Source organism: Palleronia marisminoris (assembly GCF_900172315.1).
Classification (GTDB): Bacteria; Pseudomonadota; Alphaproteobacteria; order Rhodobacterales; family Rhodobacteraceae; genus Palleronia; species Palleronia marisminoris.
The window spans coordinates 274,685-297,296 of record NZ_FWFV01000003.1 but is presented as its reverse complement, the minus strand read 5'-3'; the positions used below and the strand labels follow the sequence as shown (position 1 = coordinate 297,296).

The window sequence follows — 22,612 nt, the reverse complement described above, 5'->3', positions numbered from 1 at the left end:
GCAGTCAAATGCGTTGCTTTAACGGCAGCCGCGGTGGAATAAATCAGACTAGGCACAGGATTTACGTTGAGGCAAGCAGCAAATATTCGTGCCGGCGACGGCCGCCTGTCCGCGACTTCGGACGGGCTGTGGCGCTCTGGATTCTTGTGTTCGCCGGTTGGTCCACAGCGTTCGGGAAGGGGGAGCGAAATGCCCGCGACGGACCGCACATTTGCAGCAGCGGCAGCGTTCTGGCTGTTCGCCTGGCCCGCTGCGGCGTTGGACCCAAAGGAGGTCGCTCCGGGGGTCTACGTGATCGCGGGCGCGGTCGCCCTCGCGTCACCCGAAAACGAGGGCGCGATCGCGAACATAGGCTTCGTCGTCGGCCGTAAGGCGGTCGCCGCGATCGATCCCGGCGGCAGCGCAACCGTCGGCGCGTCGCTGGTCGAGGCGGTCCGGAGCATCACGGACCAGCCGATCCGTTATGTCATCTACACGCATATGCACCCGGACCACGTGCTGGGCGCGGCACCTGTCGTGGCCGCCTCGGGGGCAGAGGTCGTGGGCCACGCCAAGCTCGCTTCCGCGCTCGCCGCCCGGGCCGAGCACTACCTGGCGGGCGCTCGGGACGCGCTCGGCGACGAGGCGACGGACGGGCTTGAGGTGGTCCTGCCGGACCGTGAGGTCGCGGCCATCGCGACGCTCGACCTGGGGGACCGGCCGCTTTCGCTTCGGGCATGGCCGACGGCGCACACGGACAACGACCTCACCGTGCTCGACGAGCGGACCGGAACGCTCTTCGCAGGCGACCTGCTGTTCACCGAGCATCTGCCGGTCATCGACGGCAGCATCACGGGCTGGCTCGCGCTCGAGGCAGAGCTGACATCCCTGCCAGCCGCCCGAGCGGTGCCGGGTCACGGGCCGGCAACCGTCGACTGGCCCGCGGCGGCCGCGGCCCAGTTCGGCTATCTGGCCAGCCTGGCCGACTCGGTCCGGGCCCAGATCGCAAAGGGCGCGGGCCTCGCCGAGGCCGTCGAGGCGGTCCCCCCGCCCGCCGGGAACTGGGCCCTCGTCGAAACCTTCCATCGGCGAAACGTGACCGCCGCCTTCACCGAGTTGGAGTGGGAATGAGGCCGCGGATCTGCTATATACTATCCAGCAGGCGCAGATCGGGAGGGGTTGAGCGATGCTGAGGACGCACATGGCCGTAGCGGCCGGTCTGCTCGTTGCGACGGCCGGGCTGGCGCAGGCAGAGTCGGATGCGTGGTCGGACATCGTTGCCGATGTCTTCGACGGACGCGCGATGCAGCAGAGCGACATCGTGACGCTCGAGACGCCGTATCGGGCCGAGGATGCGGCGACGGTGCCGGTGACGATGCACTTCGCGCCGCCCGAAGACGCCGGCCTGCGGGTCGAGCGCGTGACGTTGGTCATCGACGAGAACCCCGCGCCGATTGCCGCCGTGTTTGAACTGGGCGCGGATGCCGGCGTCTCGCGGATCGACACGCGGGTGCGGGTACAGTCCTACACGAACGTGCACCTGGTGGCCGAGCTGTCGGATGGCTCGCTGCACATGACCGAGACTTTCGTCAAGGCTTCGGGCGGCTGTTCGGCGCCGATGGGCAAGGACCCCGAGGCGGCGATGGCGAATCTTGGCCTGATGAAGCTACGGCAGTTCGACGGCGCAAATCCCGAGGCGCAGTTGATGATCCGGCACCCGAACAACTCGGGCCTGCAGATGGATCAGCTGACCCGCCACTACATCCCGGCGCACTTCATCCACAGCCTGACGATCGCCCAGGGCGACGCGCCGATCCTGAAGATGGAGGGCGGCATCTCGCTATCCGAGGATCCGAGCGTCCGGTTCGAGTTCGAGCCGAACGGCGAGCCGATCGCGGTCGAGGCGCAGGATACCGAGGGCAACGTCTTCAGCGAGAACTGGCCGATCGAGGTCGGACGCTCGGGCACCTGAGGGCTCAGAAACAGCGAAGCTCGGCTTCGATCTGGGCGCGGCGAAGGGCGTCGGTGGCCTCCTTCGACTGCTCGCTCTCGCGGAAGAGGACCCCGCGCTCGCCCGTCACCCGGCCGAGGCTCATGAAGGCTTCGGCCTCCTCGTAGGCCTCGTAGGGCAGGATCGTCGAGATCACGTCGATCGAGCACGAGCAGTTCCGCAGCGCCTCGGGCGTGTTGCCGTTCGCGGCCATGCAGCCGAGCACGTAGTCCGCGACCGCGACGGTGGGGTAGACGTTGCCGGTGCCGTCGCGCACCTGCGCGGCGCCGGCCGTGGCACTCGCGCCCAGAAGAAGCGTCAGAAGCGTCAGTCTCATCCTACCCTCCCACGTCCTCTTGAACCTGCTGCTTGCAACGTCGCCCGCCGCTTGTAAAGATTCGCGGCACACAGGGGGGAGGACCCGAAGATGGATACACGCGCCGCGGTCGCATTCAAGGCGGGAGAGCCGTTGGAGATCGCCACAGTCAGCCTGGAGGGCCCGAGGGAGGGCGAGGTCCTCGTCGAGATCAAGGCGACCGGCATCTGCCACACCGACGAATTCACCCGGTCGGGCGAGGACCCCGAGGGGATCTTCCCGGCCATCCTCGGCCACGAGGGCGCGGGCGTCGTCGTCGATATCGGCCCCGGCGTCACCAGCGTGAAGAAGGGCGACCACGTCATCCCGCTTTACACGCCCGAGTGCCGCGAGTGCCCGTCCTGCCTGTCGCAGAAGACGAACCTGTGCACTGCTATCCGCTCGACCCAGGGACAGGGCCTGATGCCCGACGGCACCTCGCGCTTCAGCCTCGATGGTCAGCCGATCCACCACTACATGGGTTGCTCGACGTTTTCGAACTTCACCGTCCTGCCCGAGATCGCGGTCGCCAAGGTGCGCGAGGACGCGCCCTTCGACAAGATCTGCTACATCGGCTGCGGCGTGACGACGGGCATCGGCGCCGTGGTCAACACCGCCAATGTCGAGCCCGGCTCGACCGCGGTGGTCTTCGGACTCGGCGGGATCGGCCTGAACGTGATCCAGGGCCTGCGCATGGTGGGCGCCGACATGATCATCGGCGTGGACATCAACGACAGCAAGAAGTCGATGGCCGAGCAGTTCGGGATGACCCATTTCGTCAACCCGAAGGAGATCGGCGAGGACATCGTGCCCTACCTCGTGAACCTGACGAAGCGGCGCGGCGACCAGATCGGCGGGGCGGACTACACGTTCGATTGCACCGGCAACGTCACCGTGATGCGCCAGGCGCTCGAATGCGCGCATCGCGGCTGGGGCCAGTCCATCGTCATCGGCGTGGCGCCGGCGGGGGCCGAGATCGCGACGCGCCCGTTCCAGCTGGTCACCGGCCGGGTCTGGAAGGGCACCGCCTTCGGTGGCGCCAGGGGCCGTACCGACGTGCCGAAGATCGTCGACTGGTACATGGACGGCAAGATCGACATCGACAGCCTGATCACGCACACCATGCCGCTCGAGGACATCAACAAGGGCTTCGACCTGATGCACAAGGGCGAGAGCATCCGTTCGGTGGTCCTCTACTGATGCGGGTCGCATCATGGTCGTTGGTGGTTGCGACAGCTGTTGCGACTGCGGCGAGCGCCGACCCGCAATCGCTTTCCTTCTCGGCCGGCGAGGATCGTCACGTGGTCCCGCCGGCAGGGCTCACGTCGCTCGAAGCCGGCGAGGAAGGCGGCCTGACGCTCTGTTTCAGCGACACGCAGCAGGAGGCGCTGCGCGAGTTCACGGGAGATCACATCGGCGACACGGTCACGGTCGCGATCGGCGAGGCGAAGGTGTTCTTCCTTCAGGTCGTCGAGCCCTATGACGGCGGTTGCATCGACTGGCCCCTGCACCCGCGCGTGGCCGAAAGCTATCGCGCGCGGCTGACCGGAACCTCGGGAGGGGAATGATGCGGGTCGTACGGGGTTGGGCGGCCCGTGGTGGCCGGCGGGTCTGCGGTCACCAGTCGGACGCCGAACTGACGCTCAGGCGACATAGCGGGCACGAGCATTCGTACTATCTCGTTTCGACGTGCATGGCCGAGCATGTCGCGTGGCATGACGAACGGTCGGGCTGAGGATACCAGGGAGAGAGACCAATGATGAAAGTACTACCCGTTTTCGCAGTAGCAGTGACGGCATTCTCCGCGCAGGCGCAGGACTTCACCGGCGGAGACCCCGAGGCCGGCGAGCGTGTGTTTCGCCGCTGCGCCGCCTGTCACGCCGTCGGAGAGGATGCCCAAAGCCGTGTCGGACCCGAGCTGAACCAGCTTTTCGGTCGCGTGCCCGCCTCCGTCGAGGGCTTCTCGTACTCGACGGCGATGCAGGAATTCGGCGAGACCAACGTCTGGGACACCGAGACGCTTCACGCCTACCTGCAGGCGCCGCGCGACGTTGTCCCCGGGACGAAGATGGCGTTCCCCGGCCTGCGCAAGGATGAAGAAGTGGTCGATCTTCTGGCCTACCTGGCCCAGTATGACGACGAGGGCTTGACCGTCGAATGATCGGCGCGCGGCGGACCGTCCGCCCTTGATGGAGGAGTGTCCGGGTCCCGGGCACTCCTTTTGCATTTATGGCGCCTCAACTTCGGGGGCGCGTTCCTGCCCCTCTTGGTTGATGATTCGCTCCTGCACGAATGTCTTGTGCTGTGCGCGGTTCGGCAGCATGCTCGGCTTACGTGGGCCCTGCGGAGGAGACGGGCATGAGCATTCTTTCTGGACTTTTCGGCGGCAAGACCGTCAGCACCCCGCCGACATCCGGCGTAAAGATCCATCCGGCTGTGGATGACGGGGTACCTGGCGGCAAAAAAGGGTTCAGCGGCGGCACGCTGACCTGCAAGTGCAAGACCGACCCGGTGAAGGTACGCGTGTCGGCGCAGACGGCACACAATCACGTCTGCGGCTGCACCAAGTGCTGGAAACCCGCGGGTGCGGTCTTTGCGCAGATCGCGGTGGTCGGGCGCGACCATGTCGCCATTGTCGAGCACGGCGAAAAGCTGGAGGTCGTCGATCCCAGCGCGACGATCCAGCGCCACGCCTGCAAGGCCTGCGGCACGCATATGTTCGGGCGCATCGAGAACGAAGGCCATCCGTTCCACGGTCTCGATTTCGTCCATACCGAGCTAAGCAATCAGGATGGCTGGTCGCCCCCCGAATTCGCCGCGTTCGTGTCATCGATCATCGAGTCCGGCACGCCGCCCGACCAGATGCCGGCGATCCGCGCGAGGCTGGACGAACTCGGCCTGCCGCCATACGACGCGCTCTCGCCGGCGCTGATGGACGTGATTTCGACGCATGTGGCGAAGCAGAAGGGCCTAATCTAGCCTGGCTTGGTCCCGAACCACGCGCCTGGCCAGCGGGGCATGGCGACGGCGGTGTCGAGATCGGGCACCGTCGACGCCCGGCGCCGAGGATCGAGTCGCTCTCGACGAAGCCATGCCTGACCCCCCGACGTGGTGCGCGAACCATTGCCGCATCCGCTGAAAGACGTTCTTCGCTAGTGCGAGCCCGGCCCGTGATGATCTCGACGCCCTCCGTCGGGGACAGCCCAGAGTGGCTTCCTCACGCGGATGCGGTCGGAGGGCGGTGTCGCGAAGCTCGGATCCTCACACCTCTTCGGAACCGGCTTGCCCGGCGCGCCCGGGTGGATCAACGAGGCCTCGGCCGTCGCGAATGCGTCGGTCGCGTCCGTCAGCCGGGCGCGATGCGGCCGCGTGGGAGGGCATGATTTGTCCGTCGGGGGCGATCACCAGCCGGTCGAGCCCCAGCCACCCATGCAGCGCTTTGGGATAGTTCGACCCCTCCGCGCGCGGCGGCCGTCAGCTGGACAAGGTCCCTGCGCAAGGCCGGCTCGCCGCCCGAATGGTGCAGTTGCAGGGCACCCAGCTTCGCCGCCTGCGCGAACACCCTCTCCCACTCGTCCGTGGGCAGCTCGCTCGCCTGAAGTGCCAGGTCGATCGGGGTGGAGCAGTACGGACACGCCAGCGGGCAACGGTGGGTCATCTTCGCGGGCATCGCGATCGTCGGGGACACCTTGTCGGTGGCGTGGGTCATCATCCCAACTCCAGGAAGCGCCGGTCTTGCAGGGCCTTCAGGAAGCCCGCCCGATTTGCTGCGATCTCTTCGGAGTGGGGCGGAAGGCCGCGCGGCAAGATCGTCGACGATCTGTCCGAACCTGCGGTCGTCGCCGATTGCGGACAGGACGGCGTGGGCCACCGGGTCGAGGGTCACCCAGCACGCTCGGGCGCCGGCAGCACCCTTCGATCTCGCTCGTCGTCGCGGTGGATGCGCACGCCCGGGGGCACGTTGAGGAGGGCATCGCGCTCCATCAGGCGGCCTTCGCGTCGGCGAGGCGGGTGCCAGGCTGCCAGGCGCCGGGGGGATGTGGCCGGGCTGCGTGAAGCCCGCCGAGTTGCGACCAGAGCACGTCTGTCTTGAAGACCAGCGCATCCTGCTTCTCGACCGTGTCGGCGTGGTCGAGAACCCAGCCGAGGCCGAAGGCGGCGTCCTTCGGGGCTTCCTTCAGCCGGTTCACGAAATAGGACAGCGAAGCTCGTCCGCGAATGGGTAGTTCTTCGTAAATCCCGCGATCCGCTCCTCGTGGATCTTCGGCGCGAACAGCTCGGTGAGACTTGCCGCGACGGCTTCGAGCAGTGTCTTTTGCCGTACGAAGCGCACATTGGCGTGGACGGTGAAGCGTTTGGCGGAAAGCACGCCTCGGGTCGAGGCGACGAAGTCTGGATCGAGCCCCACCGCCTCGGCCAGCCTCGGCCAGTGTCGGATGCTCCCCTCGTTCATATCGGTGACGTTGTGGTCCTCGATGCGGCTTCGTCACGTGCGGCGAAGCGCCGGGTCCCCGACCCGAGACATGTAGGCGGCGTCCGTCATGGGGATCGAGTGCTGGTAGTAGTGCCGGTTGATCACCCACGCGCCCACCTGGTCCGGCATACAGCCGCGCAGGACGGGGTTGGTGTTGTTCATGTGGATGTAGACCTTGCGTCCCAGGACGAACTGGTGGGCGGCGATGGACCCCTCTCGCCCGCACATCGACATATGCCCCATCCGCGCGCCGGTCGTCTGCCCGAGGCCTTCGCGGATCATCGCGTCGTCGCGCCACAGCGTGCCGTCGAAGAACACCGCCGCCGCGCCCTCGAGCCGACCCCGCAGCGCGTCCGTCAGCCGGGCGCAGCCGGGGATGTATTAGGCCCGGGTGGACCCGGCTGTCAGTTCCACCCCGACCGTCTGTTCGCCCAGCAATCCGGTGTCGACCGTCTCGCCCACATGTAGAGAGGGACCTTTCCCGGAGATGCATCGAGATCGCTCGGTGTACTCGGCGATTGAAGCCTCGGGTGTTGCCTGGCATCAAATTGTTTCAGAGGAAAATCAAGGGCGGTCCGGCCGCGCTGCCGACCTCGCAAGTGCAGCCGACGATAGGAGTGAGGAGTGGCCTGCAACGGGCCGGAAGTGCTGAGAGCGAGCTTCCGCCATCAGATCGAACGGCTTTCCATCCGCCGTCATGGCAGACGGCCCTGATGCTACGGCGCCGTCGCCGCTGGGCCTCAGGATCGGCTTTCGCCTTCGGTGGGGCCGGCCTCGGCATATTCACGATCAAGGACCTCGACGGTCGCGGTCGCGGTCAAGCCGTGTATGACCGTGGACGCGAAGATGGTGAACGCGACCAGTGCCCAGAGCGGCCCCTCGTCGATGAACTCGACATGGGTAGAGGCGTAGCCCAGGTAGTAGAGGGATCCGATGCCGCGCACGCCGTACAAGGCGACCACGGACCGCGCCCGCAGACCGAGTTCGGTCCCGACCAGTCCGATCATCCCCGCCAGTGGCCTGATCACCAGGATGAGGCCGAAGCCGATGATCGTGTGGCCCCAGTCGAGATGCGTCCAGAGCGAGGGCATCACGCTGCCGAGAAGCACCAGCAGGATTGCTGTGATGGCGTTTTCGACCGAGCTCGCGAAACTGTGGAGCCGCTGGTGGAACTTGTGTTTCGCCTCAGCCCGCCGGCATACCAGACCGGCGACGAAGGCCGCGATGAAGCCATAGCCCTCTGCAAGCTCCACAATCCCGTAGGCGAGGAACACGCCCGCCAGGACGAGGATCCCGGGCCCGGCGGCAGCGACCTGGTTCCAGGCGGGAACCGCGATCAGGATGCGCCCCAGCACCCACCCGATCGCGGCGCCGAGCACGGTGCCGACCGTGATACGGTAGAGGACGTCCCAGGTGATCCACTCGACCAGCCACACGGAGGGGTCGGTCCCCGCCGAGGCAACATGGAGCGCCAGGTAGACGAAGGGGAAGGCCAGGCCGTCGTTCAACCCGGCCTCGGTCGTCAGCGCGAAGCGCACCGGATGCTCCTTGCCCTCGAGCGGCGGGCCGATCTGGAGGTCCCCGGCAAGCACCGGGTCGGTCGGTGCAAGCACCGCCCCCAGCAGGATCGCCCCACCGACCGTCATTCCCGCGACGCTCCACCCCAGAAGCGCGACGGCCGCGATGGTCAGCGGCATGGTGATGGCCAGCAGCCTGACCGTCGGCCGCCAGAGCCGCAAGCCGCCCAGGTCGTCGATCCGCAAGCCGGTCGCGAAGAGCACCACGATCACGACGATCTCGGCGGCGAGTTCCCAGATCTCCGGGTGCTCGGTCGGGTCGATCCCGGCGACGACGTCGGGGAACAGCAGCGAGCCGGTCATCCCGCAGACCATGAGCAGAGCAGTCGCCGCGGGTGCCCGCCGGAAGAAGAGGTGCGGCAGCCAATACGAGACGAGCAGGCTTCCGCCCAGGGCCACGAGCAGGATGTGATAGGCATCAAAGCCGAAGCGGGCGTCTTCCATGGCCCTGCATCTATCTCGCCAAAGGTCGGCTGCAATCGGTGATGGACGTTTGGAACGGCGTGAGGGATCACGGAACGCATGATCGACGTGTTGTTCTTCGCTGGTGGCAGCCTTCTGGTCGTCGCCATCCTGTTCGGTATCGCGACCTGCTCGTGGCAGGTCCGCGCAGGCGTCGGCCGGACCCGATCCATCCTGGCCATCGCGCTTGGCGCGACGGTCCTGTGGTCGGGCGCGAACGCGCAGGACGAGGGGGAAGGCGCGGAAACCTTCGCCTTCGAGGTCGAACAGATCAACGAAGGTCTGCCGCCGATCGACGCGCCCCTTCGCCTCGACACACCGCGGGCTGCGCTGGAATCCTTCCTCGATGCCATACGCCAGGACGAGTTCGGACGTGCAGCCTATGCGCTCAACCTGAGCGCCGTCCCGGCAGAACAGCAGGCGGAGCGTGCGCCCGAGCTTGCCCTGATGCTGGCCTTCGTGCTGCGTCGATACGACCTGATCGACTGGTCCGAGATTCCGGACCAGCCCGACGCACGCGTGCTTCCCGGTTTGCAGCAGTCGACCGCCCCCTACACCCGCCGGTCGGTGGAACTGGGCGAGGTCGAGGTCGGCGGACGACCGGTTCCGATCAGCCTCCAGCGTTTCCGGACCGAGGATGACGAGGCGGTCTGGCTGTTCTCGCCCTATGCCGTCGAGCGGGTCACCGAGATCTTCGCCGAGACCCGGCCGGGCCTGCTCAGCCGCTGGGTTCCCCTTCAACAGCGGCTGGATACGCTGGGGCAGCCGTCATTGGCGGAATGGGTTGCCGCCGCGATCCTGCTGGCCGCGACGATCCTGGTCTGGCTGGCGGTCTATTACGCGATCCGCGTCGCGGCCCGGCATCTGCGCCCGACCCGGGCGAGGGCCGCGCGGAAGCTGTCCCTGCCGCTTGCCACGTTGACGGCCGCCCTCGCGCTTCGCGTCGGGATCAACAGCCTGATCCTTCTCACGGGGCCGATCGCATCGAAAATGGTTCTGGGCTCGGAAGCGATCGCACTCGCCGCGGGCGCGTGGCTTCTGATCCAGGGTGTGTCGGCCGGGACGCTGAGCCTCAGCGAGCGGTATGTCGTCCCGCTTGCCGCCGACGACCCCGAGAACCGGCGGATCAAGACGACCGTCTACGTGGCAAGGCGGATGGCGCTGGTCGCCGCCGCCCTTCTGAGCGTCGGCTACATCCTCGTGAGGGTCGGGCTCTTCGAGAGTTTCGGCGTATCCGTGCTGGCGTCGGCGGGTGCCCTGGGCGTCCTCGTCGCCATCGCGGCACGGCCCTTGCTGGGCAACATGGTGGCCGGCTTGCAGATCGCGCTGACCGATCCCCTCCGGATCGGGGATGTGGTGGTCTATGACGGGCATTGGGCAACGGTCGAGGATATCTCGTTCGCCCATACGGTCCTTCGGACCTGGACCGAAACGCGCCTGATCGTGCCGCATGCGGACTTCCTGTCGCGCCCCTTCGAGAACTGGTCGAAAGAGGGCGACGCGGTGCGCCGGATCGTGAAGATCCCGGTCGATTTCCGCATCGACGTGGACGTCGTCCGGCGGAAGGTCCGGGAGATCGTCGAGGGCGATCCGCGCTCTGTCGAGGCCCCCCTCGTGGAACTGGTCGAGGTCAACGCGGAAACGGCGGTCATATGGATCTGGCTCACCGGCACCACTGCCTTCACCTCGTGGTACCTGCACAACGACGTCCGCGAGAAGCTCATGGCGTTTCTGAAGGATCACGACGATGGCGCCTTCCTTCCGCGCCGCCGCTATATCCTCGTGCAGGACGACCCTCCCGCGCCGGGACCCGTCCCGCCATCCGAGCAGGGCTGAGCCGGATGGCGGCGGAGCCGGGTCGATCCTGAACGTGCGCCATCCTATGTAGCGGTCGAACGAGCGCACGCGCCAGGCACAAGTACAGGCAAGGAAGTCATCATGTTCAAGAAGGTCCTCAGCAGTCTCGGTTTCGGCTGCGCCACCATCGATACCGTCATCGGCGAACAGGAGGTCGTGGCGGGCCAGCCGCTTCATGCCGAGCTGCAGGTCCGTGGCGGCGATACCGAGCAGGACATCCAGGCCGTCATTCTCGAGCTCGTCACGGAGTGCCGGGTCGAGATGACCGAGAATGCAAGCCGGCGCGGCGAAGTCGTCGTGGCCTCTTCCCGCATCGAGGTCGGCCGGATCGGTGCGAACGAAGAACGGACGATCCCGCTCCGGCTAGATGTGCCGGCCGGAGCCCCGGTCACCGACGGCTCGACGAAGTCCGAGCTGCGCACCCGCCTGGAAATTCTCGGCGGCATCGACCCGCGGGATTCCGACCAGGTCAAGATCCTGCCGACGCCGGTCGTCGCGGCGATCCTGCAGGGCATGAAGAAGGCCGGCTTCCTGCTGGTCGACACGGAAGTGGAGCACCGCCCGGACGACCCGTCGCATCCGGTCGTGCAGGAATTCGACTTCCGTCCCGTTCCTGCGGTCGATTTCGGGGTCGACGACGTGGAGCTCTCTTTCTTTCCCATCGAGGGGGGCGTGGAGGTTCTGGTCATGGCCGACAGCCGCGCCGGCATCCGGGGGGGGCAGCACGCCGAACCGATCCGCCTCGAGGTGATGGAGACCGACATCGCGGGGCTCGACTTCGCCGCGAAACTTCGCGCGGCCATCGGCGAGACGGGATAGGCGCGACCCTCGATATCTCTCTCGGACTTCAGCCGCGGCAGGCTTGTCCTGCCTCGGTCCGAGTCATGGGCGCTTTCGCTCGTAGAACAGGATGAGTCCGCCGGTCCTGAGGGGGCGGCTCTCCCGCAGGGTGAAATGGGTGCGGCCGCCGGCGGGCTTGAACAGCGGCGTCCCTTCGCCCCAAACTACGGGCGCAAGGCAGAGACGGTACTCGTCCACCAGATCCTCGGCCATCAGCGTCGCCAGCAGATCGGCACTGCCGAACACGTAAACGTCCCGACCGTCCTCGTGCTTGAGCGCCCTTGCCGTTTCGGCGGCCTCGCCTTGCAGGAGGCGGCTGTTCGCCCAGTCGGCGGTCATGGACGAGCGGGACGCGACCGCCTTGTCTAGGCCGTTCATCATGCTGGCGATCGGACCCTCTTCCTTCGTCCAGTAGTCGCGCATGCCTTCATAGGTGCGCCGCCCGAACAGAAGCGTGCCGATCTCTCGACCCTGATCCAGAGAGAACTCCTCCAGCTCCTCGCCCCAGACCGTTCCGTGCATATCGAGCTGCCAAGGGGCGGAACCTTCGAAATAGCCGTCCAGCGTCATGACGTTCCAGGCGATCAGCTTTCTCATGTCCGATCCTTCCGAGACGGTGTCCGACTACATGTTGCGCGTGGCTGTCATTCGCGGATCCTACGTCCGACCGGTCGCCTGATCCAGCGCCTCGTGGCTCACCCCGCCACGGCGTTCACCAGCATGTTTCCCGCCAGAAGCAGGACTGTCAGCGCGAAGACCAGCCGCAGGCGCGCCGCGCTCAGCCTGTGGGCCAGCGCGACGCCCAGCGGGACTGTCAGAAGAGAGGTCACCATGATCAGCGCCACGGCCGGCAGGTTGACGTAGCCGACGGTCAGGGGCGGCTTGCCGGTGACCGACCAGCCCGTGGCGAGGAACGCCAGGAACCCCGGCACGGCGATGAACAGGCCGAAGCCCGGTGAGGTGCCGACCGCGCGGTGCGAGGGCACGCCGTAGGCGGTCAGAAGCGGCACGGTGAAGCTGCCGCCGCCGATCCCCATCAGCGCCGAGAAGAACCCGATGCCGCCGCCATAGACGGCCCCCAGCGGCCGCCCCGGCAGCGTGTCCGAGATCCGCCAGGTCGGCCGGCCGAGCAGCATGTAGAGACCAAGCGTGACCCCGATGCCGCCGAAGATGAACTGCAGTTCGCGGCTCTTGAGGCTGGCCGCGGCAAGGACGCCCAGGACCGAACCGACGGCGATGAAGGGACCCCACTTGCGCATCAGCTCCAGGCTGACCGCGCCGCGCTTGTGGTGACTGGTGACGGACCGCAGCGACGTGACGATGATCGTCCCGGTCGAGGTCGCCACGCAGATCTGCATCAGCTGCGGGGGCTCGTAGCCGAGGCCCGAGAACACGTGGTAGAAGGCCGGAACCAGGATGATGCCGCCGCCGACGCCCAGAAGGCCCGAGATGATGCCGGCGACCGCGCCGGCGGCCGAGAGGATGGTGAACAGGATGAACAGGTCCATCGATCAGGCCTCTGGTGTCGGTTGACGGCGTGCGGGCAGTGCCGGGAGTGGTGCCCGTTCGGCACCGACAGATCAAGGCGCGAACGACGGCGCGGAAGCTGCGCGGCCAGATGGGAAAGCCATTCCCGAGCCGCCGCTTGCGCGGTATGATTTTCTGAGGGGAGGGCTTGCCGTGGCCACTGGAGCATTGACGCGTCGGCGGCGCGGGATGGCGCGGCCCATGGGGCTTGCGCTTGCGGTGCTGCTCGTTGCCGGGGGCGCGGCGTTCCACGTCCTGTCCGGCCTGGTCGTGGACCAGGCCCGCGAGGATGCCGGGGCGTTCCTGTCCCAGGCCGAGGCGACCATCGACGACTGGCTGGACCGCTACCGCGCCTTGCCGCGCCTTTACGCCCGCGACCCGCGCATCGTCTCGGCCATGGCCGGCGATCCGCGCCCCGGCGCGCTGGACGATCTGAGCCGCGAGCTGGCCGAGTGGAATGGCATCGCCGGCACCTCGGACACCTACGTGATGGCTGCGGACGGAACGACGGTGGCCGCTTCGAACTGGGACTCGGACATCAGCTTCGTCGGCCGGAATTTCGGCTTCCGCCCCTATTTCAGCGACGCGATGCAGGGCGAAAACGGCCGGTTCTTCGGCCTCGGGACCACGTCTGGCCTCCGGGGCTATTACCTCTCGGCACCGATCCGGCAGAACGGGGCGATCCTCGGCGTCATCGTCGTGAAGGTGTCGATCCCCGCGCTCGAGAGTGTTCTGGCCGAAAGCTCGCACCCGATCTTCATCAGCGACGATGCGGGGGTGGTCATCCTCTCGACGCTGCCCGAGTTCCGCCTGACCACCCTGCGTCCGATCCCCGAGGACCGCCAGGCCCTGATCGACCGCACCCGGCGCTACGATCTGGCGCGGCTCGACCCTGCGCCCCTATCGGACATGCGTGGCGCGGGTGGCGACTGGCCGCTGGTCTCGGCGCCGGTGCGAGGGCCGGCGGAGGCGCGGCGTACCTACCTTCAAACCGACCGCGCCCTGACCGGAGAGACGTGGCGCCTGCACCTGCTTTACGATGTCGGAGCGGTGCGCCAGCAGCTCTGGACCATGGGCGTCGCGATCGTGGCGGCGGGGATCGCCATCGCGGCCCTTGCAGCGCTGGGGCTCCAGCGGCGCGAGCGGCTGATCCAGCGGTTGGCCGATCGCGAGCGGGATCGGCTGCGGCTGGAACGCCGCGTGGCCCTGCGCACGGTCGCGCTTTCGGAAGCCAACGCCCGGCTCGAGATCGAGGTGGACGAGCGGCGCGCGGCGGAACAGACGCTGCGCCAGACCCAGAACGAGCTGGTCCAGGCAGGCAAACTCGCCGCGCTCGGCCAGATGTCGGCGGCGCTCAGCCACGAGTTCAACCAGCCCCTGACCGCGATCCGCACCTATTCCGAGAACGCCGCCGCCTTCTACGAGGCCGGGCGGGGGGACCGCGCGGCCGAGAATATCGGTCGGGTCCTGCGCCTGACCGAGAAGATGGCGCAACTGTCCAAGCGACTCACCCGGTTCGCGCGTCGGTCCGGGGACGATGTGGGCCCCGTCGATCTGGACCAGGTGCTGTCCGAGGCGCTCGCCCTCGTCGCCGCGAGGGTCGATCGGTCCGAGGCGCGGATCGAGATCACGGGCGACAGGGGCCTTCTGGTCCAGGGCGGCGCGACGCGCCTCATGCACGTGGCGATGAACCTGATCGGAAACGCGCTCGACGCGGTGCCTCCGGGTCGCCCGCCGCGCATCGCCATTCATATCGCCGCGCGAGGCGGAAAGGTGTCGATGGAGGTGACGGATAATGGCACCGGCGTTCCGGAAGACGCCCTGCCGCACATCTTCGACCCATTCTTCACGACGAAGGAGGTCGGGAAGGGCCTCGGGCTGGGCCTGTCGATCTGCTACAATATCGTGCGGGACTTTGGCGGCACGATGGAGGCGCGCAACCGCCCGGAAGGCGGGGCGGCCTTCACCGTCACGCTCGAGGCCGCGGAACGGCTGCCGGTGGCGGCGGAATGAGCGGCGAGGTCCTTCTCGTCGACGATGACGAGGATATCCGCGAGTCCCTGACCCAGACGCTGGAGCTGAAGGGCTTCGATGTCACGGCGCTGGCACGGGCGGACCGCGCGCTTGAACGGATCGGGCCCGGGTTCCGGGGCGTCGTCGTGTCCGACATCCGGATGCCGCGCATGGACGGGGTAGCGTTCCTCGAGGCGGCGCTGGCGCGTGACCCGGACCTGCCGGTGATCCTCATCACCGGGCACGGCGACGTGCCGCTTGCGGTCGAGGCGCTGGGGAAGGGCGCCTACGACTTCATCGAGAAGCCCTTCGCCGCCGAACGCCTGACTTCCGCAATCGCGCGTGCGCTGGAAAAGCGCGCGTTGTGCCTGGAGTTGCGCGACCTGCGCGAGACGAAGGCGACGGACGATCCCCTCGAGGCGCTGATCCTGGGGCAGGGCGCCGCCATGACCGACATCCGGCGCAAAATTCGCACCATCGCGGCGAGCGCCCTGGACGTGCTGGTGGTCGGCGAAACCGGCACCGGCAAGGAGCACGTCGCGCGCGCGATCCACCTCACCTCGGACCGCGCCGACCGGCCTTTCGTGACGATCAACCTGGCCGCCCTGCCTCCCGACCAGATCGAGGCGGAACTCTTCGGCCATGTCGCCGGCGCACTTCCCGGCACCCCGCGCGGGCGCACCGGGCGGCTGGAGCACGGGCGGGGCGGGACGATCTTCCTCGATGAAATCAGCTCGGCGCCGCTGGCCGTTCAGGCCAAGCTGCTGCGGGTGATCGAGGATCGGGCGATCCAGCCGATCGGGGCGAGCGATCTCGTCCCGCTCGAGGCGCGCTTCGTTGCGTCGAGCCGCGTGCCCCTGGAGGACCGTGTGGCCGAGGGAAGCTTTCGCGACGATCTTCTCTATCGCATCAACACCGTCACGTTGCGCTTGCCCCTGCTGCGCGAGCGGGCCGAGGATGTGCCCCGCCTGTTCCTGACCTTTCTCGACATGGCCGCGCGCCGGTCCGAGCGCAAAGCCCCCGACGTAGATCCCGATACGCTGATGCAGATCGTCGCGCGGGACTGGCCGGGCAACATGCGCGAACTCAGGAACGCGGCCGAGCTGTTCCTGCTGGGCCTCGACGACGCGCCGGCCCCCGACGCCGCCCCCCTGACACTGGCCGAGCGGGTCGAGAGATTCGAGCGTGAGGCCATCGCCGCGTCGCTTGCCGCCAACGGTGGAAGCCTGAAGGCGACCTACGAGTCGCTCGGGCTGGGGCGAAAGACACTCTATGAGAAGATGCAGAAGCACGGACTCAACCGTGAGGATTTCGAGGCCGACGGCTGATCGGGACCGGGCGGCGACGTGGGTGGAGATCCACACGCTGTCCCGCCCCGCGGGGGAGGATCGGGTGACATCGGCCGCGTTTTCTTCCGGCGCCACGCGCAGGTCCGCTTTGCGCCGGTTGCATATCTCGTGACTGTCGTGTGTGCTTCGTGTCTGGATCGGTCCGATCGCGGGCGAAATGCCCGCGTCGTGCCGACCCGATTTATTGAGGAGGATAGATCCATGAAGAACCGCGTAGCCACGGCCACGACCATCGGGGCCACCGCGCTTGCGATCCTTGCCCTGCCGGCCTCGGCCCAGGACGAACCGGACCGCTCGGACTGGCCCAGCAGCTTCACCGTGGGCACCGCCAGCCAGGGCGGCACCTATTTCGCCTATGGCTCGGGCTGGGCGAACCTCGTGGGCGAGGAACTTGGCCTTTCCGGCGGCGGCGAAGTCACCGGCGGGCCGATGCAGAACATGGCGCTGGTGCATAACGGCGACGCTGCCTTCGGCCTGACGACCATGGGTCCGGCCGCCGAAAGCATCGCCGGCCAGAACCCCATCGCGCCGGGTCTCGAGATGACCAACGCCTGCGCCATCTTCCCGATGTACCAGACGCCGTTCAGCGTCACCACGCTGTCCTCGTCCGGGATCGAGAGCATCGAGGACATCCCCGACGGCAGCCGCATCGGGTTCGGGCCCGCAGGTTCGACCTCGGACACGTACTTCCCGCGGATGATGGACACGCTCGGGGTGAACTACGAGCGTCGCAACGGCGGCTGGGAAGACCTCGGCGGTCAGCTTCAGGACGGCCTGATCGACGTGATCGCCTTCGCCGCCGGCGTGCCGATCCCGACGGTCAGCCAGCTCGAGGTGCAGACCGACATCAACATCATCGACTTCACCGAAGAGCAGCAGGCCACGATCGCCGAAGAATTTCCGGTTTCGGATTTCGAGATTCCGGCCGACACCTACCAGACGCTGGAAGAGCCCGCGCGCTCGGTCGCGATGTGGAACTTCGCGATCGCCGATTGCGGTTTGCCCGCCAGCTTCGTGAACGAGGTGGTCGACATCGTCATGTCCGACAACGAGCGCATGGTGGGCATCCACCAGGCCGCCGAGGAAACGCTGCCCGAGAACTGGGACAAGAACAAGGTCCTCAAGTGGCATCCCGGCGCGGCCGAGTGGTTCCGCGAGAACGCCGACGCCGACATCCCGGAAGACATGGTCTTCGGCAACTGAAGCAATAGACCGGGGCCGCTTTCGGGCGGCTCCGGCATCCTGACCGCATGCGACCGAGGGTGGAGCAACCGGAATGAGTGACCGCGCTGATCAAGTGGCCGACGAGGATGTCGTCGTAGCCCAGGACGTCGACGAGGAACCGATCGAGGCCAATCGCCGGCTGTTCGAAGGCTGGCGGCTGACGACGATCTCGGTCTTCGCGGGCCTCTACGCCTTCTTCCACATGGCGGCCCTGAACGGGCTGTCGATCGAGCGCTGGACCGGGATCGAACTCCCGCTGCTGCCCAGCTTTCCGATGGAGACGTGGAACTTCCGCATCGTCCACGTCGCGGGCGCGCTGATCATCGGCTTCCTTCTTTTCGCGGCCTCGAGCTTCGTGCGCGAGCGGCGCGAGACGCCGGCGCTCGAACGGGTGGCGATGGTCCTGCTGATCCCGGCGCTGTTTTCTCTTGGCGTCGCCATTTGGTTCGCCATGCAGATCGCGGGCGGGACGATGTGGAACGGCATCGACGAGACGATCCGCTTCCGCGAAATCTGGCTGTTCGGCGCGCCACTGTGGTTCGCCACTGTGGGGGGCATCGTGGTCGGCTGGTTCAGCAGCCGCCACCGCGCGGGCTTCGCGATGCCGGACATCGTGCTGTCCGTCTGCGCCGTGACCGTCGCAGCCTACCTCATCACCATCTACGGCACGCTGATGCGCAACTCGACCGGGACGCCCTTCGCGCCCATCGGCATCTCGATGGCCGCCGTCGCCGGTACTGTGCTGATCATGGAGATGACGCGGCGGGTGGCTGGTCTGGCCCTCGTCGTCATCTCGGTCGTGTTCCTTGCCTACGTCTTCATCGGCCCGACCCTGCCGGGCTTCCTGAACGCGCCGGCCGTCACGTGGGAACGCTTCTTCAGCCAGGTCTACACGGATGCCGGCATCCTCGGCCCGACCACCGCCGTGTCCTCGACCTACATCATTCTCTTCATCATCTTCGCGGCGTTCCTGCAGGCCTCGAAGGTGGGCGACTACTTCGTGAACTTCGCCTTCGCCGTCGCCGGCCGCTCGCGCGGGGGCCCCGCCAAGGTCGCGATCTTCGCGTCCGGCCTGATGGGGATGATCAACGGGACATCCGCCGGCAACGTCGTCGCCACCGGGTCGCTGACGATCCCGCTGATGAAGAAGGTCGGCTACAAGAAGCAGACGGCCGGAGCGGTCGAGGCCGCGGCCTCCACCGGCGGGCAGATCATGCCGCCGATCATGGGCGCCGGCGCCTTCATCATGGCCGAGATCACGGGCATCCCCTATACCGACATCGCCCTGGCCGCCGTCATCCCGGCACTGCTCTACTTCGTCTCGGTCTACTTCATGGTGGATTTCGAGGCGGCAAAGCTCGGCATGCGCGGCATGTCGAAGGACGAGATCCCCAACATCGTGAAGATGGCCAAGCGGGTCTACCTGTTCCTGCCAATCGTCATGCTGATCGTGGCGCTGTTCATGGGCTATTCGGTGATCCGCGCCGGCACTCTTGCCACGATCGCGGCGGCGGTGGTCAGCTGGGTCACGCCCTATCCCATGGGTCTGCGCAAGACGGGGCAGGCGTTCGAGATCGCGGGCATCATGTCGATCCAGATCATCGCGGTCTGTGCCTGCGCGGGCATCATCGTGGGCGTCATCAGCCTGACCGGCGTCGGCGCGCGGTTTTCATCGCTGCTGCTGGGGATCGCCGACACGTCGCAGCTTCTGGCGCTGTTCTTCGCCATGTGCATCGCGATCCTGCTGGGGATGGGGATGCCGACGACGGCCGCCTACGCGGTCGCGGCCTCGGTCGTGGCGCCGGGGTTGGTGCAGCTGGGGATTCCGCTGCTGACCGCGCACTTCTTCGTCTTCTACTTCGCGGTTCTCTCGGCCATCACGCCACCCGTGGCGCTGGCGAGCTACGCCGCGGCGGGCATCTCGGGCGCCAACCCGATGGCGACGTCGGTCACGTCGTTCAAGATCGGCATCGCCGCCTTCATCGTGCCGTTCATGTTCTTCTACAATGGCGCCCTTCTGATGGACGGCACCTGGGCACAGGTGATCCGCGCCGGCATCACCGCAACGATCGGCGTGTTCCTTCTGTCCGCGGGCGTGCAGGGTTGGTTTCTGGGGGGCCGCACGGTGTGGTTCAACCGGGTGCTGCTGATCCTCGCCGCGCTCTTCATGATCGAGGGCGGGTGGTCCACCGACCTCATCGGCGTGGCGCTGGCGGCCGCCGTCTACCTCGTCCAACGGTTCTTGCGGCCCGATCCCTCGATGACTTTCGACGTGAGGGGAGCCGACTGAGGGGCGACTGAAGCAACCGTCATCCGGGAAGGGAGACGGCCCGGTGCAACGGCGGGTTTGAGATTTCTTCCCGGAACAACGACAGCGGCATCCTGTTGGAAACACGTAACGGCGGGGGAGCGACCCCGCGGCGCGCCTGAACCAGCAGGAAGGAAACATGTCCTACATCCGCTTCGGTCTCATGATCCTCACCTCGACGGTGGTGATGTTCATTCTCATGTATCTGAATACCTACGCGTGGGAGCATGTCTTCTATTCCGAGACGCGCACCTACATGGCGATCGTCATGGGGGCCACGATGGCAGTCATCATGCTGGCCTTCATGCTTGGCATGTACTCGAACAAGGGCCTCAACATCGCGATCTTCGCGGGGGCGGTCGTGGTGTTCGGCCTTTTCCTTTGGCTGGTCCGCAGCCAGGCTACCGTCTCGGGGCCGAGCTACATGCGGGCGATGATCCCCCACCACTCGATCGCCATCATGACGTCCGAGCGCGCGCAGATCCGCGACCCCCGCGTCGAGAAGCTCGCCCACGAGATCATCGCGGCGCAACGGCGCGAGATCGCCGAGATGCGCTACCTGATCGCCGAGGTCACGGCCGGCGATACCGTCGAGAGCATCTACCAGGATCCCCCCGCCGAGCCCGGGACGATCGAGGACGCGCTGTCCAACACGCTCATCAGCGAACTCGACCTGGCGCCGCTGCCGGCATCCGAGGCCGACCAGGTGCTCGGGGACAATCTGCGATGCGCCTTCAACCGCAGCCCCGAGGACGACCCGATCCTCTGGATCGCAGAGGATGGCGAGGCGGCCGCGATGAAGCTGAACGGAGTGCTCGTCGACCTCGAGGCGGCTGGCGAACAGGACGGCGCCATTCGGTTCACGGCCCCCGGCACCACGATCCGCGTCGATGCGCTTGGCGAAGACGAGGAGGACTGGCGGCAGGAAGCCGAGCTGATCTTCGAGCTCGAGCAAGGGCTGACCGTCGGCTACCGCGGCTTCTACGGCTGCGAGGCTGCCTGAGGATCACGCGATTCCGAAAGGAGGACAGATGGCCCTGGATCAGAACGCAAAGACTGCAAGTCTCTACCGGATGGTGATGCCCAGTCACATTTGTCCCTACGGGCTCAAGTCCAAGGATCTGCTCGAGCGCAACGGATTCAGGGTCGACGATCACCACCTGACCACGCGCGAAGAGACCGACGCCTTCAAGACCGAGCACGGCGTCGACACGACCCCGCAGACCTTCATCGACGGCGACCGGATCGGCGGCTACGACGACCTGCGCGCGCATTTCGGAAAAGAGGTCAAATCCGAGGACGAGACGAGCTATCAGCCCGTCATCGCGATCTTCTCGGTGGCCTTCCTCATGGCGCTGGCCGTCAGCTGGTACGTCTTCGGCAATCCGTTCACGCTCCGTGCCTTCGAATGGTTCATCGCGATCAGCATGTGCATCCTCGCGATCCAGAAGCTGCAGGACGTCGAGAGCTTCTCGACCATGTTCCTGAACTATGACCTGCTGGCCCGCCGCTGGGTGCGCTACGGCTACGTCTACCCGTTCGGCGAGGCTTTTGCCGGCATCCTGATGATCGCGGGCGCCCTGATCTGGATCGCGGCCCCCGTCGCGCTTTTCATCGGGACGGTCGGCGCGGTGTCGGTCTTCAAGGCGGTCTACATCGACAAGCGCGAGCTCAAATGCGCATGCGTCGGCGGGTCGAGCAACGTGCCCCTGGGTTTCGTTTCCTTGACGGAGAACCTGATGATGATCGCGATGGGTCTCTGGATGCCGATCCGAATGTTTTGGCTGGGCTGATCGTCCGGCCGTGCATCAGGTGTTCCGCTGATCCCGATGAGTGGTGCTACCAGCCTGCACCGCTTGCCACGGCTTCCGTCCCGACGTCCGTGCGCGGCAAGTCGAGGCCGGCCGGTGGCGGCCCGAAGAGCCGCGTCGCAAGAGACACCATCTCGGGGTCGAAGATCGCCCGGTAGATCGGGTCATGGGCGTAGGCCCTCCATCGATCCCGGGTCGCCATCTCGGCCGCGCGACCGTCGAAGGCCGTCCCATCGAACGAGCTTCCGCCCATGGTCTGCGGAACATCGCTGGCGCCTGCGTCCGTGAAGGTCAGGCCCAGCCGCGCAGCAAGGTCGCGCCGGTAGTCCTTCTGAGTGGCCCAGCGGTTGTACAGGACGACGACCTTGTCCTCGACCCTGCGCGTGTCGCCCAGGGCCTCGCGTGCGTGCTGCTTCCACATCGTCCGCGAGACATGCGTGGACAGTGCTGCGCCCATCTTCAGCCGGCTGGCGAACAGGTTGTAAGGGTCGCGCAGGATCAGAAGCCGCACCCTGCGCCGTGACGCCCCCAGCCATGCGTCGTGGTGCGTCTCGAGTTCGCGGCTGAAGGCGTGCGCGAACCAGCTGTCTTCGTAGCTGTGCATCACGAGCGCCCTGCGTGCCCCCGGTTCCGGGGCCGTACCGGGGTCCGGCACCCCGCGCCAGCCCGGCTCGCCGGTCGAAAACGGGCGACAGGTCGCGAAGGGGTCGGTCTTGCCCTCCGCGCAGTTGAGCAGGAGCTTCGGCTCGTCCGCCTGGGCGAAAATCCAGTTGCAGACGGCATGGTTGCCGCTTCGGGACATGCCCAGAACCTGAATCTCTCGCTCGTTCATCGCAAGCCCCCTTG

At 66.9% G+C, this 22,612-nt stretch carries 20 protein-coding genes and 3 pseudogenes; 15 read left to right on the top strand and 8 right to left on the bottom strand.

Annotated elements, in window-relative coordinates:
- Window positions 1-189: 189 nt before the first annotated feature.
- Both PAM7066_RS07690 and PAM7066_RS07685 read left to right on the top strand, forming a co-directional pair.
- Window positions 190-1,110, top strand: a complete 921-nt coding sequence (locus PAM7066_RS07690) for a quinoprotein relay system zinc metallohydrolase 2 (protein ID WP_085853561.1) — start codon at window positions 190-192, stop codon at window positions 1,108-1,110.
- A 55-nt stretch (window positions 1,111-1,165) separates the two neighbouring features.
- Complete coding sequence (locus PAM7066_RS07685; protein ID WP_085853560.1) at window positions 1,166-1,951, top strand: quinoprotein dehydrogenase-associated SoxYZ-like carrier; 786 nt, start codon at window positions 1,166-1,168, stop codon at window positions 1,949-1,951.
- A gap of 4 nt (window positions 1,952-1,955) precedes the next feature.
- Here PAM7066_RS07685 and PAM7066_RS07680 read toward each other — a convergent pair whose 3' ends face one another.
- Window positions 1,956-2,306 (bottom strand): hypothetical protein, encoded by a 351-nt coding sequence (locus tag PAM7066_RS07680; RefSeq protein ID WP_085853559.1) that lies wholly within the window; start codon window positions 2,304-2,306, stop codon window positions 1,956-1,958.
- A gap of 90 nt (window positions 2,307-2,396) precedes the next feature.
- Between PAM7066_RS07680 and PAM7066_RS07675 the strand changes: the two genes are divergently transcribed.
- The 5 genes from PAM7066_RS07675 to gfa all read left to right on the top strand — a co-directional run bounded on the left by PAM7066_RS07675 (window position 2,397) and on the right by gfa (window position 5,303).
- Complete coding sequence (locus tag PAM7066_RS07675) at window positions 2,397-3,524, top strand: S-(hydroxymethyl)glutathione dehydrogenase/class III alcohol dehydrogenase (protein WP_085853558.1); 1,128 nt, start codon at window positions 2,397-2,399, stop codon at window positions 3,522-3,524.
- Between the two features lie 101 nt (window positions 3,525-3,625).
- Window positions 3,626-3,892 carry a hypothetical protein gene (locus tag PAM7066_RS07670; RefSeq protein ID WP_085853557.1) on the top strand — a complete coding sequence of 89 codons (267 nt, stop codon included), beginning with the start codon at window positions 3,626-3,628 and terminating at the stop codon, window positions 3,890-3,892.
- Window positions 3,892-4,059, top strand: coding sequence for a hypothetical protein (locus PAM7066_RS18905; RefSeq protein WP_175484594.1), 168 nt, complete (start codon window positions 3,892-3,894; stop codon window positions 4,057-4,059). Before PAM7066_RS07670 ends, PAM7066_RS18905 begins: the two co-directional genes overlap by 1 nt.
- A 21-nt stretch (window positions 4,060-4,080) precedes the next feature.
- Complete coding sequence (locus tag PAM7066_RS07665; RefSeq protein WP_085853556.1) at window positions 4,081-4,485, top strand: c-type cytochrome; 405 nt, start codon at window positions 4,081-4,083, stop codon at window positions 4,483-4,485.
- Window positions 4,486-4,682: 197 nt separating this feature from the next.
- The gene (gene gfa, locus PAM7066_RS07660) at window positions 4,683-5,303 is read left to right on the top strand and encodes an S-(hydroxymethyl)glutathione synthase (protein ID WP_085853555.1); all 621 of its coding nucleotides are present in this window, start codon (window positions 4,683-4,685) and stop codon (window positions 5,301-5,303) included.
- 481 nt (window positions 5,304-5,784) lie between these two features.
- Here the strand turns inward: gfa and PAM7066_RS07655 are convergent.
- The 4 genes and pseudogenes from PAM7066_RS07655 to PAM7066_RS07635 form a co-directional block, all read right to left on the bottom strand.
- Window positions 5,785-6,033, bottom strand: a pseudogene (locus tag PAM7066_RS07655) (radical SAM protein); the annotation flags it as partial.
- A gap of 274 nt (window positions 6,034-6,307) precedes the next feature.
- Window positions 6,308-7,026 (bottom strand): annotated as a pseudogene (gene pqqC / locus PAM7066_RS19155) (pyrroloquinoline-quinone synthase PqqC).
- Window positions 7,018-7,146 (bottom strand): annotated as a pseudogene (locus PAM7066_RS19300) (pyrroloquinoline quinone biosynthesis protein B); the annotation flags it as partial. The pseudogenes pqqC and PAM7066_RS19300, both read right to left, overlap by 9 nt.
- Before the next feature lie 392 nt (window positions 7,147-7,538).
- A complete protein-coding gene (locus tag PAM7066_RS07635) occupies window positions 7,539-8,819 on the bottom strand; it encodes a cation:proton antiporter (RefSeq protein ID WP_085853551.1) in 1,281 nt (426 codons plus the stop codon).
- A 78-nt stretch (window positions 8,820-8,897) separates the two neighbouring features.
- On the opposite strand from PAM7066_RS07635, the gene PAM7066_RS07630 reads away from it, so the two are divergent.
- Both PAM7066_RS07630 and PAM7066_RS07625 read left to right on the top strand, forming a co-directional pair.
- Window positions 8,898-10,673 (top strand): mechanosensitive ion channel family protein, encoded by a 1,776-nt coding sequence (locus PAM7066_RS07630; RefSeq protein ID WP_085853550.1) that lies wholly within the window; start codon window positions 8,898-8,900, stop codon window positions 10,671-10,673.
- A gap of 102 nt (window positions 10,674-10,775) precedes the next feature.
- Window positions 10,776-11,513: a sporulation protein gene (locus tag PAM7066_RS07625; RefSeq protein ID WP_085853549.1), complete on the top strand. Its 738-nt coding sequence runs from the start codon at window positions 10,776-10,778 to the stop codon at window positions 11,511-11,513.
- A 63-nt stretch (window positions 11,514-11,576) separates the two neighbouring features.
- Here PAM7066_RS07625 and PAM7066_RS07620 read toward each other — a convergent pair whose 3' ends face one another.
- Together PAM7066_RS07620 and PAM7066_RS07615 are read right to left on the bottom strand one after the other, a co-directional pair.
- Entirely contained in the window at window positions 11,577-12,131 is a 555-nt protein-coding gene (locus PAM7066_RS07620) for a dihydrofolate reductase family protein (protein ID WP_085853548.1), read from the bottom strand.
- Between the two features lie 98 nt (window positions 12,132-12,229).
- Window positions 12,230-13,042, bottom strand: a complete 813-nt coding sequence (locus PAM7066_RS07615) for a sulfite exporter TauE/SafE family protein (protein ID WP_085853547.1) — start codon at window positions 13,040-13,042, stop codon at window positions 12,230-12,232.
- A 208-nt stretch (window positions 13,043-13,250) separates the two neighbouring features.
- Here PAM7066_RS07615 and PAM7066_RS07610 point away from each other — a divergent pair, with 208 nt between their 5' ends.
- From PAM7066_RS07610 to PAM7066_RS07585, 6 genes are all read left to right on the top strand, one after another.
- On the top strand, window positions 13,251-15,074 hold the full coding sequence (locus PAM7066_RS07610) for a sensor histidine kinase (protein ID WP_085853546.1): 1,824 nt from the start codon (window positions 13,251-13,253) through the stop codon (window positions 15,072-15,074).
- On the top strand, window positions 15,071-16,402 hold the full coding sequence (locus PAM7066_RS07605; RefSeq protein WP_085853545.1) for a sigma-54-dependent transcriptional regulator: 1,332 nt from the start codon (window positions 15,071-15,073) through the stop codon (window positions 16,400-16,402). The genes PAM7066_RS07610 and PAM7066_RS07605 overlap by 4 nt, the downstream gene beginning before the upstream one ends.
- Before the next feature lie 222 nt (window positions 16,403-16,624).
- Window positions 16,625-17,626: a TAXI family TRAP transporter solute-binding subunit gene (locus tag PAM7066_RS07600; protein ID WP_085853544.1), complete on the top strand. Its 1,002-nt coding sequence runs from the start codon at window positions 16,625-16,627 to the stop codon at window positions 17,624-17,626.
- 73 nt (window positions 17,627-17,699) lie between these two features.
- Window positions 17,700-19,937 (top strand): TRAP transporter permease, encoded by a 2,238-nt coding sequence (locus tag PAM7066_RS07595; protein ID WP_085853543.1) that lies wholly within the window; start codon window positions 17,700-17,702, stop codon window positions 19,935-19,937.
- Window positions 19,938-20,094: 157 nt separating this feature from the next.
- The gene (locus PAM7066_RS07590) at window positions 20,095-20,958 is read left to right on the top strand and encodes a DUF305 domain-containing protein (protein WP_085853542.1); all 864 of its coding nucleotides are present in this window, start codon (window positions 20,095-20,097) and stop codon (window positions 20,956-20,958) included.
- Window positions 20,959-20,986: 28 nt separating this feature from the next.
- Entirely contained in the window at window positions 20,987-21,748 is a 762-nt protein-coding gene (locus PAM7066_RS07585; protein ID WP_085853541.1) for a glutaredoxin family protein, read from the top strand.
- A 46-nt stretch (window positions 21,749-21,794) separates the two neighbouring features.
- Here PAM7066_RS07585 and PAM7066_RS07580 read toward each other — a convergent pair whose 3' ends face one another.
- Window positions 21,795-22,598 (bottom strand): hypothetical protein, encoded by an 804-nt coding sequence (locus PAM7066_RS07580; RefSeq protein WP_085853540.1) that lies wholly within the window; start codon window positions 22,596-22,598, stop codon window positions 21,795-21,797.
- Window positions 22,599-22,612 lie beyond the last annotated feature (14 nt).